The sequence below is a fragment of the Sphingobacterium sp. WOUb80 genome, from assembly GCF_050058145.1.
Lineage (GTDB): Bacteria > Bacteroidota > Bacteroidia > Sphingobacteriales > Sphingobacteriaceae > Sphingobacterium.
On record NZ_CP165617.1, the window covers coordinates 140,297 to 156,568 of the forward strand.

A 16,272-nucleotide genomic window follows, 5' to 3' on the forward strand; every position below is an offset into this window, starting at 1 on the left:
ACAAAAATACCATGGATTATATTAGCCCAAAAGAGGTTGCTGGTGCAATGATGAATACCGCAATCTACAAATCTTCGCTTCCAATCAAAGATCTATTGATACGGGGAGCATTGTCAGGAGCCTTATTGGCAATTTCTGTCACACTTGCACTATTGGCAACTTCCCAGACAGGACTGAGTTTAGTCGGTGCATTTGTTTTTCCGGTGGGGTTTGTCATTATCGTTATCCTTGGTCTGGAGCTGGTTACGGGAAGTTTTTCGTTGGTGCCTTTAGCTTGGTTTGAAGGTAAGATCAATTTTAAGGCGATGGCCAATAATCTTTTCTGGGTTTTTCTGGGCAACTTGCTGGGTAGTGTACTCTTTGCGATTTTGTTCTGGGCGGCTAGCACAGAGACTGGGCAGTCGAGCCAGCTCGGAAATATCGAACATAGTCTGATTCTGATCAGTGAAAAGAAAACGCTTGGATACAGCGATCATGGTGCCGCGGGTTTGTTTTCGGCTTTTGTCAAAGCTATTCTGTGTAATTGGATGGTCTGTATGGGCGTGGTGATGTCCATGACTTCTAAGTCTACCCTTGGTAAAATTCTGGCTGCGGGTATTCCAATCTTTATATTCTTTGCATTAGGTTATGAGCACGCTGTGGTTAACATGTTTGTGATCCCTGCCGGGATGATGTTTGGTGCAAAAGTGACGATCTCCGACTGGTGGCTTTGTAATCAGCTGATCGTAACCGCTGGAAACATTGTTGGCGGTCTGCTGTTTACGGGTATGGCTATCTATTATACTTATCATCAAAAAGAAAAGGTATCAACTTCACAAAATTGAATTTTTATGGATCAAATGAAAAAACTATTGACGCTAGTCTTGTTGCTGATTGCTGGCGATAGAATTTATAGTCAGGAAAAAATAATAAAAGGCAGTTTGTTTGAAGGCATTGCGGTAGCTGGCTTTGTCGATCAGGGTGTTTACTTCAATTGTACCGGGCCAGCAGTGAAATACATATTCGCACCCAAAAGCTGCTTGTTGCTTGGCCTATTACCTAGCTTAAAACTGAAACAAGATAAGGTTGAATCGGGGAAGCCAAAGAACTCCTGGATCACGCCTTCTCTGGGATTTGGTTTAACAGTTGTATTCCGACATATTGCCATTCAGCTGCCAGCATTCTATACCGCAAAAACGAGTGCTGCTGATGGTAAATGGAGGTTGGGAGTCGGTATGGGGTATAAATTTTAAGGTGATGTATTTTTAAGGGAATATATGATTTGGGGAGTCGTTGGCTTTTCTAGCTAGTTTAACTCCCCATTGTTTTCTTCTGATAGATCCTGTAGAAGCTGGAGGTTTTTAATAAAAATATCTTTTTTGTCCATTATGATGGCTCCTAATTCGATAAGTTCGCTCAGTGTACGATATACGGTCTCGTACGTAGCGCCTACGTAGGAAGCTAAGTCTTTTTTGCTTAGGGATAACCCAATATATCCATCCTTATGTTCCTTGCTGAAAACACGGTGAAGTAACAATAAGCTCCAGGCAAGGCGATTTTTAACAGCGAGCTGTGTCAGGCGGGTCATCTTTTGTTCAGAAAGATGTAGTTCGTCGGCAAAAAACAACATCAACCGGTAACTTAGCTCAGGATTTATGCGTAGTGTGGACAGGAAGAACGGCATTTCGACGAAGCAGAGCTGTGACACTTCCAGGGTTGTTGCAGAAATAGGGTAGACAGTTTGTTCGGTACTGATTCCACGATGGCCAACGATATCTCCTTTTTTTGCAAATCGTACAATGGTTTCTTTATCCCCGAGATTGCGATGAACTTTGACAAGTCCCGACTGGATGAAATAAATTCCCCGAACGGATTCTCCTTCGGTGATAAACTGTTCACCTTTTTTTAATTTGATATTCTTCCGATGAAGGTCGATCTGTCCGAGCCAATCTTGTAAGACATAACGGCACATAAGGCAGGAGTGATCGCAAGGATTTGTTTTCTTCGATTTCATCAAAGTCTGATTCGTATAATGGACTATTTGTTGTCTATTCAAAGGTATCATCTATTCATTTAAATTCCTATATTGCCTTTTATAAAAAAAGGTAAATAGGGTGTTTTAAGGTCCGAATGTATGGAATTCGATGAACAATTGCATCTGAATTTTAATGGGTGCGTTGTTAACACATTCATTTGAAATCAGCATTTATTGTTTTCTTCGGTTTAGTGTAAAGACCAATAGTATTATGAAGCTAAGGAATTATTTAATTTTTGTTGCTTTTTGTTGTATGTTGACGCTGTTTTTATCCTGTGGTTCCAAAGAGAAACAGCGGGAAAAGGAGTTACGGATTTTGTTCAGTCGCGAATTCGTTGACGAGCAGTATGGTCAAGAAAGTTACTTGAGTGATTCTTATAGAAATCATGCAGTTGATTTTTTTGCGGCCAAGAATGATACAGTTCCATTAGCGAAATGGGATATTCTTCTTGATGAGTTGGATAAGTTAAAGCGGTACAAACCTGAAATGAATGATATGGTGCATAAACATAATTATTGCTCGAATCTAGAGATTGAGTTTTTTGATCATGAAAAATCCTTATGTCAATTATGTTTGAATCCAGATAATAGAACTTTAAGGCTGAATTATTTGGTGTATGAGGCTTCTCCTGAACTGATTTCTTTTTTTGGTCATTACATTTCGGCAGATTCGGCAGCTCTGGCTTCGAGTGGAAAAAGCAACTATGTGAAAAAAGTAATGTTTAATGATCGGAGTCTAAAGTGAACTCGGTGAACCAACACCAATGGATGTGTGGGAGGTGAATTGCTTAAAACATAAAAGGTTATATAGTTATGGTGAAAAGAAGAGAGATAAAGATTTTACAACTGTTTACTGTTATTTTTTGTGTGTTTTTCTTGAGTTGTAGCCATCATGTCGAAAAAAAGCTAGAGGCAGTAATTGATGATCCCAAAGACTTGGAACTGCCTCGGAAAGTAGCTGATTCGCTTTGGCGTCGAGCAATTAATGCAGGAGATTTCAAGGCTTATAATGAAGTGTCTAATAATTATTGGCTTCTCTTAAAAATGCCTGAGTTATATTATTATGCCCAATTGATGGCAAATAGACACGAATGCCCAGAAGCTTATATGGATCTTTATGATATGTTTTCATGGGAAGGAACAATGAATGGAATCGAGCTTGCTGGCAAGGATAGTATTTCTAGGAATCAGTCCCTATTTTATCTGCTCAGGGCTTATGAGCTCGGCGAAGAAAGTGCGCTTTCTTATGTTCATAAAGAGTTTGGACATCGTGTTCAACCTCCAAAATCGATTACCTATTTAAAGAAAATTCAAAAATTCTACGAAGAAAAAAAATGAGTGCGATGAGTTTCTGTTAGCCCACCTTAAACCGTTTAGGGTATTCGCCTGTGGTATCTAGGCTGAAAAAATCATCGAATTTTTCTTGAGGCGTATGGGCATAATAGTCGTTAATTAGCCCTAAAAATCCTTCGAGGTTAGGTGCAATAACATTCCGGTCATTGTCTTTATTCCAGTATTCAATCAATTGACCTGCCTGTCCCGTAAAGATTCCACCTAGATCATAGCAGATGTAACTTCCACCGCCGTTGTGGAATATAGGGATCCACCTTTCATTCCACCAGTTTTCGATTTCAAAGTCCATACCAATCATATTTGTCAGTTCCTGCGCTGTATCGAGCGCCTCTTCTAGTGGGATGAAAGTCGAATTGTTAACAAAGGCTTCATAACTTGTATTGTGTTGCCCATTTTTCCAGCGATAGAGCGCTTTAAGATCATGAGGTATCTCAATATCATATTTCTGTTCAAGGGCCTTAAACTCTTCTGCCGATAACGGGGATTGTAGATCGGTATACAGTTCAGGTCTTAGCTTTTGGATATAACTGTCTAATGTCGCTAGCTTCTGTTGCATAATCGTCGATTTTTGATGCATTCATAAAGTTAGTCATAATTGCCTGATTATGCGAATTATCATGTGCGCTAAGGATCGTAAGAAAAGTTAAAAATGTTAATAATTATTTAATGGGAATTAGTGTAAATTTATGTCAGCATAGAGCTGTAGCTATGTTCATCATTGGATAAAACGATAGCGTATGTTCAAGTGTTATTTATGCAGTTATCCTTTTTATAATTTACTGAATACAGATGAAAAAGATCGAACTAGTCCCACTTGTTGGGATTCAAATTGAAGGTATTGGTCCGGTTAATCTCGGTGCGGGCCGTGCTGAAGTTCAAAGTGTACTTGGTGCTCCTTCAGATGCGCTGGACGACCAATATTATTATGATGAACTCGAATTGAGACTTGATTTTAATGATCAGGGAACATTGGCATTTATAGAAAGCATCAATGGACCCTATCCAGAAAAAACTGAAATCAGTATCTATGGTGTTAATCCGTTTCAGGTCGAAGCGACCGAACTTGTCAGCATCCTGAGTGATAAAAACGCGGGTGAGGTTGATGATGCCGAAGCGGGATATTGCTATACATTTTTAAATAGCTCTGTTGGTGTCTGGAGACAGATTACCGAAGAGGATGTTCAGGAGGAGATTGAGGAAATCAAAGCCGATGGCGAATATGAAGACAATGCGGATATGCTGTTGGAGGACCTTGAAAAGTCAAAGTTCTTTTGGACAATCGGTATTGGAGTAGTGGGATATTACGCGGAGTAAAGTAAGACGTGGAGCAGCTCAGTGCAGGTACCTACTATGGTGCTATAAATAGGAAATTTAATTCCAATGAACTACTTGTTTCAGATGCTATTTATACACTGGAAAAAGTGGACTGGCATTACCATGAAAATCCTTATTTCACGTTTATTTTGGAAGGGAATTTGCTCGAGGGAAGCAAAAAAGGGATTCATCATTGTACTGCTGGGGACCTGCTTTTCCATAATTGGCAAGACCCTCACTACAATAGAAAACCAGATGGGTGTACCCGGGGTTTTCATATTGAACTAAGTCCAAACTGGCGCTGGAACGAGATGGCGGCTCTGCATCTGCTGGAAGGCAATATGGATATTCATCTGCCGGAGGTAAGGCTGCTCTTCCATAAACTCTTTTGGGAATCTTTTGATCAGGATAATAGCTCAGGACTTGCAATGGACAGTTTGTTGTTACATGTGTTTTCTGTGTTGCATCGCGATCGGATAGTGAGCGAACGTAAAGTTCCGCAATGGGTTTATACGTTGCGTGATTATTTGCTCAATCAGGTTTTGCGGATCAAAGTCATTTTATACGTTGTTTTAAAAGTTTGTTTGGATCCACACCTGGGGAGTATCGCGATAAGATAAACGCTTAAAAAGTTAATTTCATTCTATTTTATTCATTTGGCTAATGCTATTTTTACACAAATAGATTGGAAAAAGCCTTATGAAATATCTTGTTTTATTTTTTTTATTCTGTTATCCGCTGTTGATCAATGCGCAACAACAATCGAAGCGGGATACATTACAGATTCACTTTGATCAGGAAATGCCTGGTGAAATTTTGTTCACAAGCTCGCGGGAGCGGTTGCAAAAAGAAGAGTTTATGCCTAATTATATGCTCTCACCGAAAAGTAATGTGTTTTTTGCTATCAAACTTCAAAAGCCATTGCTCTATTATCAAAAGATCCTAGCGCCAAAGCTTACGGATACCGAACTTTTTCAACAGGGTAATTTTCAGTTTACGCTATGGATAGATGGAAAAGTAATTTACAGAAGCAATTTATCTCCTGGCGCACCTCAGCAGGAGATACAGCAACAGGAGACGATCTTGAAACGTCCCCTGATCGATCAAATCAATGGACAGGGATCCTGGTCTGAATCTTTCTGGAATCGTTTTCTTTTTAATGGTGGTGAAAAGGCGTTAACGGATGGAAAACATCATCTTAAGATGGAAATCAGACCTTACGTAAATACTGATAATCTGGTTGTTGGTGATATCATTGCAAGTGGTGAACTGCAGCTTTCTGTCAGCATGAACCCGGATATAAATCCGGATAAATATATGCTACAGTTGCCAGCGTCTTATCCTGGATTGAAATTATCAAAAGCAAAGTTTGACCGTCGTAGGATGCAGCAGCTAAAAGGAATGATTGAAGAGGGGATTTTTAAAAAGATAAACGGAATTGTGGTATTGGAACATGGAAATCTGCTGATAGAAGAATATTTCAATGGTGAAAATAGGGATAGCCTGCATGATCCCCGCTCCGTCGGCAAAACCCTTGCATCGACTTTAACCGGGATGGCCATTGCGGATGGCTTTGTTAAAGACGAATATCAAACGCTGGATCAATGCTATGATTTTACTAAATATCAACATCCTGATCCAGGTAAAAATAAAACAACCATTCGTGAATTGTTGACCATGAGTGCTGGATTTGATGGTAACGATGAAGATCCCAATAGCCCCGGTAATGAGGAAAATATGTACCCCACAACAAATTGGGTAGACTTTACCTTAGATCTTCCTTTTCGAAAATCTCTGCAGGGACAATGGCATTATTTTACCGCCGGAGTCGTTGTATTGGGAGATCTGCTCCATAAACAAGTAGAAGGTGGATTGGAATCCTATGCAGACAAAAGACTGTTTGTCCCATTGGGAATACGGAAATACCGCTGGGAACACACCCCGCAAGGGCTGCCAAATACTGCTGGTGGTATTCGTATGAATGCACTTGATTTTGCAAAGTACGGCCAGCTTTATAAGAACGGTGGGCGCTGGAATGGCAAGCAGATCCTTCCGCAAACCTGGGTTCAAAAGAGCCTTTCGAAACAGCTTATGATTCCTGAAAGAGAGGAAGAGTATTATGGTTATCTGTTTTGGAACAAACGCTTTAATGTTGGAAATAAGGCGTATGAAGCATATTATTGTGCTGGCAATGGAGGGAATTACATTATTGTTATGAACGACATTCCATATGTGATCGTTATTACAGCCAGTGCCTATGGTCAAGCTTATGCGCATAGGCAGGTTGACCGGATCGTCAGCGAATTTTTGCTTCCAGCCTTAATTAATGCTGGTAATTGATCGCTTTACAAAGTAGCTTTTTTACTGAAACAGTTGCCTAAATTCCACGGGACTTTGTTGGGTATTCTTTTTGAAGACCTTACTGAACGACTGTGGATGTTCGAAGCCTAGCTCATATGCGATCTCGCTGATGGAGAGGGAGCTCGTGCTTAATCTTAATTTGGCATATTCGATCATTTTATGCTGAATATGCTGCTGGGTATTTTGTTGTGTGTAGATACGCAGCAAACTGCCCAGGTAGTTTGGTGATAAATTGAGCTGCTGTGCCAAAAAGCTGACTGTCGGTACGCCATGCTCCACAAGTATGTGTTGCTGAAACTGTGTTGACAGTAACTGCTCAAACTTGGTGACCAGCTCTTGAGTCGATCGTTTGCGGGTGATAAATTGACGTTCGTAAAATCGTTCGGCGTAAATCAGCAAGCGCTCAATCTGTTTGAGAATGAGTTCACGACTAAATTTATCGATATTAGACTGATACTCTTTTTCGATATTCTGCAGGATATCGACAATGATGGCTTCTTCTTTGTCTGAAAGAAAAAGCGCTTCATTGACCTGATATTGGAAAAAATCGTAGGAGTGAATATGCTTTGCCAGTTCGCTGTTCCAAAGGAAATCGGGATGGATCAACAAAATCCAGCCGCTGGGTTGTGCCTGTACTTGCTGGTTGATCTCCACTTTTAGAAATTGTAATGGTGAGACAAAGGTAAGTATGCCCGAGTCGAAGTCATAGTGCTGCTGTCCATAATTAAACCTGGCATTTACATTTCGCTTTAAACCGATCGAATAAAAATGTTGTATCCAATTCAATTTGCTATCATTCACAGGGTAATGTACTTGACTATAATCAACCAGGCTGATCAATGGATGTTCGGGTTTAGGTAGTCCGCAAAAGCTGTGGAATTCCGAAAGGGAATGAAAGCGAAATGTATTCTCCATGTTGTAAATTTACTGAATTTCTAATTTGATTATTGTGAAATATCCTTGGAAGTACCTTATGATGAACTAAGCTGTTATACGGAATGATCAAAACCCGTTGATACCGTATAGCTTTTCCATTTTTCGATCTCCGTCATAAGCATATTGATCTTATTTTTGGCCAGCTCATAAGCATCTTCGCCCATCAGAAAATGAACCGGAGGCTGGGCCAGCGTACTTAGCTCGATTAATAAGGTTGCGGCTTTCTGTGGATCGTTTGCCTGATTGCCATGGATCTGATTCAGATGGGTGGCTTCATTTTCTCGGGCAGTGACGTATGCCGCTATCGGATTGGCTGCGGTATGTAAGGATCCTTCAGATAAAAAATCGGTTCTGAAGTAACCGGGATACACCAAGGTCGTGTGTACGCCAAAAGGTTCCATTTCGACAGCGAGAGCTTCAGTAAAACCTGCGACAGCAAATTTGGTGGAGCAATAAACACCAAAGGCTGGGTAATTTCCTGCGAGTCCGCCGATAGATGCTATATTGAAAATATGTCCCGATTGTTGGCGTCGCATATGGGGGGCGATATGCCGGATGGCATTAAGAGATCCAAAGACATTCACTTCGAAGTTGCGGCGTGCTTCCCGGTCACTAAGCTCCTCTAGGGTGCCTGTCTGACCATATCCGGCATTGTTTACCAGTACATCAATCCTCCCGAAATAATCAATGGCCGATAGTACTGCCCGGGCAACGTCTTTGTCATCGGTAATGTCTACCTCAAGCGGCAGAAAATTTTCCTGATCGCCGATTTCATCTTCTAGCGCCTGTTTTGTTCGTGATGTGGCAACCACAAGATAACCTTGGGCGAGCAATTCTTTAACGAGACTGAGACCTAGCCCCTTGGAAGCGCCAGTGATGAACCATACTTTTTGTGATTTCATGTGTTTTTGTTTTAAATAATGGATGCTACAAAGGTGACGAATTGATGGACGTCAGATGTAGGCAGATCAACGGATCTTGTAGCCAGATCGTGGATAAAGAATCTTTCAACGACTGGATTTGCCCGTTCGACGAAATCTATACAGCTTTAAAAAAAATGTTAGATAATTTTAAACGAAGGAAGACTAATAGCGCTTTTTCATTAAATCAATATGTTATGAAAACCAATAGCCTGATTGCCCAGAAAAAAGGATCGACCGTCTTAATGATTGGTAAAGTTTCCTGCTTAACAACTACAATTTATAAAAAAATAGTAGATCAATTATGAAGAAAAGAACCCAAAAAACAAATAGTATGAATTTATTTTCAACAATAAGACTACGCGATCTTACCTTAAAAAACAGGATTGTGGTATCGCCTATGCAACAGTATAGTGCGACTGAAGGTATACCAGGAGAGTGGCATCTTGTCCACTTCGGCAGCCGTGCGATTGGTGGAGCAGGATTGCTACTCACTGAATGTACTGCTGTCTCGCCCCAAGGAATGGCGACGTTAAGTGATGTCGGTATTTGGAATGCAGTACAGCAGAAAAGCTGGAAAGCTATTGTAGATTTTGTGCATCTGCAGGGTGCTAAAATAGGGATACAGTTATGGCACGCAGGCGGAAAAGGAAGCCTAAAGCACCCAAAAGAACGGATGCTGCCTTTGGCTGTTTCAGAAGGGGGATGGCAGTTGAAATCATCATCAGCGACAATGATCAATCAGGTCGTTCCTAAGGCATTGACACGTGATGAAATCACTGAAATAAAGCAACAGTTTGCCGAAGCAGCAATTCGCGCTGTCGGTGCTGGATTCGATACAATTGAGCTGCATGCGGGACACGGTTATCTATTTCATCAATTTTATTCAGCTGTTATTAACAAAAGAGCGGATGAGTATGGTGGGTCTCTGTATAATCGCATACGGTTCCTTATCGAAACGGTTGACTTGGTACGAGGGGTAATTCCTGAAGGAATGCCGCTTCTGGTACGCATATCTGCAGTTGATTATCTCGATACCGCCGATGCCTGGACCTTAGAGGATAGCTTGATATTAGCCCAGGTATTGAAAGAACATGGCGTGGATCTGATTACGGCCTCCGGCGGCGGATTTGCAAACGTAAGCAAAGATCGCGTATTCCCGGGGTACCAGGTTCCTTTTGCAGAGGCGATCAAAAATCATACGGGGATTTTAGTAGGTGCTGTAGGAATGATCAATGAACCTGAGCAGGCTAATGCTATTATTACCGAAGGTTTGGCCGATCTTATACTAATTGCTCGTGAGCACCTTCGGGATCCTTATTTTTCCTTACATGCAGCAAAAATACTTGGAGAGGAAATAGCAATACCCTGGCAATACCAGCGTGCATTTTAATTTCATCTGATCCCATGGAAAACCAAGGCGCTTCCGCTGTAATCACACATCATATTCTGGATGATAAAATCTATGAATATGAAAAATGGCTTGAAGAGATTATGCCATTAACTAGACATGCAAAGGGTTTTATTGATCTTCAGATCGTAAGGCCTATTCCTCAATTGACTTTTGTATATACGGTCATTATTCGTTTTGACACGGTCGACCATCTAAAAATGTGGCTAGAATCGACGGAGCGAAAGCGCTGGATTGAAAAGGTTGAGCCACTATTTCGTCACCACGATCACTATCAGATCCGGTCGGGTTTAGATTTTCTTTTTGAGGGCCCAGAGAATAATGCAAAAATCCCCCCTCGCTGGAAACAATATCTTGTTACTTGGTCTGCTATTTATCCATTATCCATTTGTATACCCATGTTACTTTTGCCACTATTGCGCGCTTTAAATTTATCCTTTAATCACTTTTCGGATGCACTCTTGATTTCTGGAACGATTGTGTTTTTGATGGTCTATGTTGTCATGCCAAAATATACTAAGCTGATTCGTAGTTGGCTAAATAAATAGTCGAAAGTTGACTGTGTTGAACGATAATTTCTGCCTTTTCGAGAAATCCTGAATCTAAGAAATTTATGCTGTATCAGGGCGATACCTTAAAATAATTTTTGGATCGGAAATTCATTCCTTGAGGGACTTCCGGAAAGTCAGATCTTTATCAAACCTGAAACTAAATAAAACAAATTTGACTGTTCACACCTTTATATTATGGTGGTACAGATCTATTTGTAAATATATAAATGGGCGGACTGGAATGCCAATATTGCTTACACTTTAAAGATATTAGTATGTTACAAAAAAATGATGTTGCCCCTGATTTTACCTTGTATGCGACCCCCGATCAAAAAATTAGCTTATCAGAATTCAAGGGACATAAAGTGATATTGGCATTTTACCCTGCAGATTGGAGTCCGGTATGCAGCGATCAGATGGCACTATATAATGAAATGCTCAAGTATTTTAAGAAATATGATGCCGAAATTATGGGTATTTCCGTTGACAGCAAATGGTGTCATATGGCGTTCGCTCAGTCCCGAAAACTACATTTTCCACTGCTAGCCGATTTTGAAGCTAAAGGAGAGGTCGCCAAAAAATATGGTGTTTATGATGAAGAAGAAGGTGAGTGCAAGCGCGCGCTCTTTGTGATTGATAAGGAAGGAGTTATTGCTTGGAGTTATCTGTCTCCGACGGCGGTCAATCCAGGTGCAGACGGTATTATCGAAGCATTGGAGAATCTTAAATTAAAATAATTATGTCATTGAAACCGAAGGTCAGCAATGCTGACCATATACTGGGAAATGGCCAGGCCGATCTGACCATTGTTGAATATGGAGATTATCAATGTCCACATTGCGGCGCTGCCCATCCAATAATAAAAGAAATGATGGCCGAACTGGGAAGCCAGATCAGGTTTGTATTCCGCAATTTTCCACTTTTGGAAATGCATCCTTATGCTCAACCCGCAGCATTGGCAGCGGAAGCGGCAGCACTGCAGGGAAAATTTTGGGAGATGCATGATGCCATTTTCGAAAACCAGAACTTGCTGAGTTCGAGGTTGCTGTTGGATATCGCTGAGCAACTGGATTTGGATATGTCGAAGTTCAAATCTGATTTGCAGGACGAGGCGTTACAGGACCGTGTGGATGGCGATTTTGAAAGTGGTATGCTGAGTGGCGTTAATGGAACACCGACATTTTTTGTCAACGGACAGAAATTTGACGGTGGCGCGGAAGATCTGGTTCAAATATTAGGTGAAAACTGAATATATGATTACTATTTAAAAACAGGTGCGCACACGACGAGAAGCCTTTTGCAGGAAAATAGAACCTATCGTAAGAAAAGAATGAATGTGTTGTATAAATAACGAAATATCGTTGTTTATAAATTTACCTTTTATTTTATAATATACTTAAATACAGTTGTATGCGTTGATTGGATTATGAATTGCAATCCAATCAACATATCATGTAAATAATAAAATTCTTAAACTAATCATCATGGCAACATTCAAAGTTCAAGACGGAACAGAAATTTATTACAAAGACTGGGGAACAGGGCAACCGATCGTATTTCATCATGGTTGGCCTCTATCTAGCGACGATTGGGACGCGCAGCTGATGTACTTCCTCAAAAAAGGGTACCGTGTGATCGCACACGATCGCCGGGGTCATGGTCGCTCGACACAGACGGCGACAGGAAATGAGATGGATACCTATGCGTCGGATATTGCACAATTGGTAGAAGCATTGGATTTAAAAGATGCCATCCATATTGGACACTCAACAGGTGGCGGCGAGGTTGTTCGCTACATAACCAATCATGGTACTTCTAGGGTGTCAAAAGCTGTATTGATCAGTGCGGTTACCCCCACAATGGCTAAGAGTGCAACAAACCCCGATGGCGTACCTATGGAGGTCTTTGACGAAATAAGATTGAATACTGCAACACGTAGACAACAGTATTTTCAGGATTTTACCCTCGCTTTTTATGGCTATAACCGCGATGGAGCAAATGTACAGCAAGGCGTGATGGACAACTGGTGGCGGCAAGGAATGATGGGTGGTATTAAGGCTCACTATGATTGTATAAAAGCTTTCTCTGAAACTGATTTTACGGAAGAACTTAAAAAAGTCGAGATTCCTGTCTTAGTATTGCATGGTGAAGATGATCAGATCGTACCGATTGATATAACGGGTAGAAGAGCTGCTAAGTTGGTGCAAAATGGCACTTTAATTACCTATCCTGGCTATCCGCATGGAATGCCTACTACAGAAGCGGAGACCATCAATAAGGATATTTTGAATTTTATCCAGAAATAAGATTTCTATTGATCTAAAAATAGTTTTTAAATAGTTGTATAAGCCATTTCCATGAATAGGGATGGCTTTTTTTGTTTTATTCTTTGGGGTAAGAAAACTTCTTGCCAATGCCCAGCTTTTTCATTTTAGATTGAAGCGTTGTGGCCGGAATACCGAGTATCGTCGCCGCTCCATTGGGGCCAGAAATACGCGCTTTACAGTTGTGCAATACCCAAAGAATATATTCTTTTTCAAAGTTTGCCAAGGTTTGTAAACGGAAATCCGGAACCTTACTTTCTCCTACAAAATCAGCGTCAGCCAATAGTGCGATTTTTTTTATAGTTGAATCTTCCGTCAATAAAATCGAACGTGCAATAACATGTTCAAGTTCGCGAATATTGCCAGGCCAGGAATGTAAAAGGAGGCGTTGCAATACCTTTTTACTCATTTGCTTAGGTGGTTTTTTTCCGGCATGTTTTAAGAGAAAGTGCTGGATTAAATGAGGAATGTCTTCCCGTCGTTCACGAAGGGATGGGATGGTAACCGGAAATGCACTGATTCGGTAATATAGGTCGGATCGAAATTTGCCGGCCCTCACTTCGGCTTGTAAGTCCTTGTGTGTGGCACATATTATACGGACATTGATAGGGATATTTTTGTTTCCGCCCACGCGCTCAATTTCTTTTTCTTGCAACACACGGAGAAGTTTTGCCTGGAGGGTAAAAGGGAGATCGCCAATCTCGTCCAAAAAAAGTGTTCCGCCGTGGGCTTGTTCGAACTTGCCGATTTTACGTTTTACAGCACCGCTGAAACTACCTTTTTCATGTCCAAAAAGTTCACTCTCGATCAATGTGGGCGCAATAGCCGCGCAGTTGACTTTTATTAGGGGACGAGCCGATCTGAGTGAAAAATGATGTACAATTTGGGTTGCTACTTCTTTGCCAGTTCCGCTTTCACCTTGAATAAGCAGGTTCATTTCTGAGTGTGCTACTGTTTTGAGCTGCGATTTTATGGCTTGTATCAGGTCACTCTCGCCAATCATCTGTGGCTCTGAGGCCTCTGATTTCTTTCCATAACTCTCGTTCTGCTGAAGTTCCTGAGGCTGTGCATTGGGCTGCGCTAGGCAGCTGGTCATGTTTGTTAAAGCGGCATGTGTCAACCGTTCGTGCATCAGAATATTGCCGACGCTGATACCGAGCTGTGGGATAAAGTTTTTTATCCGATACTCAAGCTGAGGATCGATATGTTCCAGCCTTTTGTAGCCTAGACTTAAGATCGCCCAATAGTGGTCATGTACACGAAAAGCTTTGGATACAATTGCCTTATTTCCCTCTTGAATGGCGTGGACAAAGTTTGTCGGAAAGGATTTATCGGCTTTTAAAATCACGCTGGCTCGGAATAGAGTGGGTTCAGCGGAAAGGATACATTCTTTAAAGAATGTGTCTTTACAGCTACGTAATTCATTCTTGCTAGTTTTTGCCTTATTTTTGGATTGAAAAAGGAGGCTATAATTAACTTCCCGATTATCCGCAATAAATAGCGAAAGCCAATTTTGTCCCAAAAAGATTTGGATTTCGTTTTGGAGTAAATCCAATGCGGCTAGGGTATGAATAGGTGCCATTTTCTGCTGAATAGCAATTTGAGCAAGCTGCTCTATTTCGCGTTGCTGGATGCGATTATAAATCGCTTGTGAGTCTGATCCTACCGGTGTATGCTGCATGATGGTCATTTGCTATCTTATTATCAATAAAAGTCGGATTTAATTCCGAATTTTTTCATTTTGCTATATAGACTGGATGAACTGATCTGTAAGATTTCTGTTGCTCCACCTGGACCGGAAATTTTGCCCTTACAGGATTCAAGTACACGCAAAATATGCTCTCGTTCAATTTCTTCAAGGGATGCTAATCTTTGAGATGAAAAATCTGATATTTTGAGTTTACTTTCCAGGTATTCAGTAAATACCATGTCGTTGATGACAGGGTCTTTTGCAAGCAGAACGGTTCTTTCAATAAGATGCTGCATCTCCCGAATATTGCCCGGCCATGGATAAGCTTGCATATTGGCAAGTGCATGAGCAGAAAAGGCTGTTACGTTTTTCTGAAGTTTAATGGCGTAAAAGGCTAGAAAATAATTGGCCAGCACCTCAATATCTCCAGTTCGCTCTCGAAGTGGCGGAATGGCAATTGGGAAGATGTTGAGCCGATAATATAGGTCCAGTCTAAAGTGGCCTAGGGCGACCTCCTGTTCGAGGTTGCGGTTAGTCGCGGCTATAATACGGACATTGATCTTGACCGGCAGCTCTCCACCTACACGGTCGATTTCTTGTTCCTGAAGCACACGCAGTAATTTAGTCTGCGCTTCTAACGGTAATTCACCAATTTCGTCTAAAAAGATGGTTCCCCCGTCGGCAAGTTCAAATTTACCAATTCTTCTATTTTGTGCCCCTGTAAAGGCTCCTTTTTCATGACCAAATAACTCAGACTCCATAAGGGATAATGGTATGGCAGCACAATTGACTACAACCAAAGGTTGCTGCTTGCGCAACGATAGCTGATGTAATGACTGCGCAATCTTTTCTTTACCTGTGCCGCTTTCGCCGAGTAGCAAGACGGAGGTGTCTGTAGGAGCAACCAATTCGACCTGTGAAAGTACCTCGTTAAGAGCTGGGCTTGAGCCGATTAGCTGATTTTTTAAGCTTCTGTTTTCAATGGATTCAATTTTTGGTTCCTCGGCTTTGTTTTCCGAATTGAGCCTTTCGTTGGCAATATCGAGCATAATGAAAAGATCCTTTTCGCGAAATGGTTTTGTCAAAAAACCATAGGGCCTTGTTTCTTTCACCGATTCTAAAATGCCTTGGTTGGTATTGGCCGATATAAATAGGAATGGTAGCTCCAGCTTGTTCAGTTCAATAGCGAGGTCTATGCCTGTTTCACTTCCCTTTAATAGGATATCGAGTAGTACCCAATTCGGTTTTGTTGTCGCGATAATTGTCTTGGCCTGCGACACAGAAGACGCTATACCAACGACCTCATAACCATTTTTTTTGAGGATCATCCTGAGATCATTAGCGACGATAAATTCGTCTTCTACAATTAAGATCTTGTTTCCTTTTTGCATAAAATTC

At 41.1% G+C, this 16,272-nt stretch carries 18 protein-coding genes and 1 pseudogene; 13 read left to right on the forward strand and 6 right to left on the reverse strand.

The window, feature by feature from the left end; genetic code table 11:
- Positions 1-11 precede the first annotated feature (11 nt).
- Positions 12-824: a formate/nitrite transporter family protein gene (locus AB1Z56_RS00605; RefSeq protein WP_426790759.1), complete on the forward strand. Its 813-nt coding sequence runs from the start codon at positions 12-14 to the stop codon at positions 822-824.
- 6 nt (positions 825-830) lie between these two features.
- Positions 831-1,232 (forward strand): hypothetical protein, encoded by a 402-nt coding sequence (locus tag AB1Z56_RS00610; RefSeq protein ID WP_426790760.1) that lies wholly within the window; start codon positions 831-833, stop codon positions 1,230-1,232.
- 53 nt (positions 1,233-1,285) lie between these two features.
- Here AB1Z56_RS00610 and AB1Z56_RS00615 read toward each other — a convergent pair whose 3' ends face one another.
- Positions 1,286-1,993: a Crp/Fnr family transcriptional regulator gene (locus AB1Z56_RS00615; RefSeq protein ID WP_426790761.1), complete on the reverse strand. Its 708-nt coding sequence runs from the start codon at positions 1,991-1,993 to the stop codon at positions 1,286-1,288.
- Positions 1,994-2,225: 232 nt separating this feature from the next.
- Here AB1Z56_RS00615 and AB1Z56_RS00620 point away from each other — a divergent pair, with 232 nt between their 5' ends.
- Together AB1Z56_RS00620 and AB1Z56_RS00625 are read left to right on the forward strand one after the other, a co-directional pair.
- Positions 2,226-2,759, forward strand: coding sequence for a hypothetical protein (locus AB1Z56_RS00620; protein ID WP_426790762.1), 534 nt, complete (start codon positions 2,226-2,228; stop codon positions 2,757-2,759).
- A 68-nt stretch (positions 2,760-2,827) separates the two neighbouring features.
- Entirely contained in the window at positions 2,828-3,352 is a 525-nt protein-coding gene (locus tag AB1Z56_RS00625) for a hypothetical protein (RefSeq protein WP_426790763.1), read from the forward strand.
- Between the two features lie 16 nt (positions 3,353-3,368).
- Here the strand turns inward: AB1Z56_RS00625 and AB1Z56_RS00630 are convergent, their stop codons facing one another.
- A complete protein-coding gene (locus tag AB1Z56_RS00630) occupies positions 3,369-3,923 on the reverse strand; it encodes an SMI1/KNR4 family protein (RefSeq protein WP_426790764.1) in 555 nt (184 codons plus the stop codon).
- Between the two features lie 233 nt (positions 3,924-4,156).
- Here AB1Z56_RS00630 and AB1Z56_RS00635 point away from each other — a divergent pair, with 233 nt between their 5' ends.
- The 4 genes and pseudogenes from AB1Z56_RS00635 (at position 4,157) to AB1Z56_RS00650 (ending at position 7,021) form a co-directional block, all read left to right on the forward strand.
- Positions 4,157-4,681: a hypothetical protein gene (locus AB1Z56_RS00635; protein WP_426790765.1), complete on the forward strand. Its 525-nt coding sequence runs from the start codon at positions 4,157-4,159 to the stop codon at positions 4,679-4,681.
- Positions 4,682-4,689: 8 nt separating this feature from the next.
- A pseudogene (locus AB1Z56_RS00640) lies at positions 4,690-5,118 on the forward strand (AraC family ligand binding domain-containing protein); the annotation flags it as partial.
- Between the two features lie 125 nt (positions 5,119-5,243).
- The gene (locus AB1Z56_RS00645) at positions 5,244-5,309 is read left to right on the forward strand and encodes a hypothetical protein (protein ID WP_426792406.1); all 66 of its coding nucleotides are present in this window, start codon (positions 5,244-5,246) and stop codon (positions 5,307-5,309) included.
- Positions 5,310-5,380: 71 nt separating this feature from the next.
- Positions 5,381-7,021, forward strand: a complete 1,641-nt coding sequence (locus tag AB1Z56_RS00650) for a serine hydrolase domain-containing protein (RefSeq protein ID WP_426790766.1) — start codon at positions 5,381-5,383, stop codon at positions 7,019-7,021.
- 21 nt (positions 7,022-7,042) lie between these two features.
- Here the strand turns inward: AB1Z56_RS00650 and AB1Z56_RS00655 are convergent, their stop codons facing one another.
- Together AB1Z56_RS00655 and AB1Z56_RS00660 are read right to left on the reverse strand one after the other, a co-directional pair.
- On the reverse strand, positions 7,043-7,957 hold the full coding sequence (locus tag AB1Z56_RS00655) for a helix-turn-helix domain-containing protein (RefSeq protein ID WP_426790767.1): 915 nt from the start codon (positions 7,955-7,957) through the stop codon (positions 7,043-7,045).
- Positions 7,958-8,031: 74 nt separating this feature from the next.
- On the reverse strand, positions 8,032-8,880 hold the full coding sequence (locus AB1Z56_RS00660) for an SDR family NAD(P)-dependent oxidoreductase (protein WP_426790768.1): 849 nt from the start codon (positions 8,878-8,880) through the stop codon (positions 8,032-8,034).
- 352 nt (positions 8,881-9,232) lie between these two features.
- Between AB1Z56_RS00660 and AB1Z56_RS00665 the strand changes: the two genes are divergently transcribed.
- The 5 genes from AB1Z56_RS00665 to AB1Z56_RS00685 all read left to right on the forward strand — a co-directional run bounded on the left by AB1Z56_RS00665 (position 9,233) and on the right by AB1Z56_RS00685 (position 13,166).
- On the forward strand, positions 9,233-10,291 hold the full coding sequence (locus AB1Z56_RS00665; protein WP_426790769.1) for an NADH:flavin oxidoreductase/NADH oxidase: 1,059 nt from the start codon (positions 9,233-9,235) through the stop codon (positions 10,289-10,291).
- 14 nt (positions 10,292-10,305) lie between these two features.
- Positions 10,306-10,857, forward strand: coding sequence for a hypothetical protein (locus AB1Z56_RS00670; protein WP_426790770.1), 552 nt, complete (start codon positions 10,306-10,308; stop codon positions 10,855-10,857).
- 278 nt (positions 10,858-11,135) lie between these two features.
- Entirely contained in the window at positions 11,136-11,597 is a 462-nt protein-coding gene (locus tag AB1Z56_RS00675) for a redoxin domain-containing protein (protein ID WP_426790771.1), read from the forward strand.
- A 2-nt stretch (positions 11,598-11,599) separates the two neighbouring features.
- Positions 11,600-12,109 carry a DsbA family protein gene (locus tag AB1Z56_RS00680; protein ID WP_426790772.1) on the forward strand — a complete coding sequence of 170 codons (510 nt, stop codon included), beginning with the start codon at positions 11,600-11,602 and terminating at the stop codon, positions 12,107-12,109.
- Between the two features lie 235 nt (positions 12,110-12,344).
- Positions 12,345-13,166 carry an alpha/beta fold hydrolase gene (locus tag AB1Z56_RS00685; RefSeq protein WP_426790773.1) on the forward strand — a complete coding sequence of 274 codons (822 nt, stop codon included), beginning with the start codon at positions 12,345-12,347 and terminating at the stop codon, positions 13,164-13,166.
- A 76-nt stretch (positions 13,167-13,242) separates the two neighbouring features.
- On the opposite strand, the gene AB1Z56_RS00690 is transcribed toward AB1Z56_RS00685, so the two are convergent.
- Both AB1Z56_RS00690 and AB1Z56_RS00695 read right to left on the reverse strand, forming a co-directional pair.
- Positions 13,243-14,865: a sigma-54 interaction domain-containing protein gene (locus tag AB1Z56_RS00690; protein ID WP_426790774.1), complete on the reverse strand. Its 1,623-nt coding sequence runs from the start codon at positions 14,863-14,865 to the stop codon at positions 13,243-13,245.
- Positions 14,866-14,888: 23 nt separating this feature from the next.
- Positions 14,889-16,265, reverse strand: coding sequence for a sigma-54-dependent transcriptional regulator (locus AB1Z56_RS00695; RefSeq protein WP_426790775.1), 1,377 nt, complete (start codon positions 16,263-16,265; stop codon positions 14,889-14,891).
- Positions 16,266-16,272 lie beyond the last annotated feature (7 nt).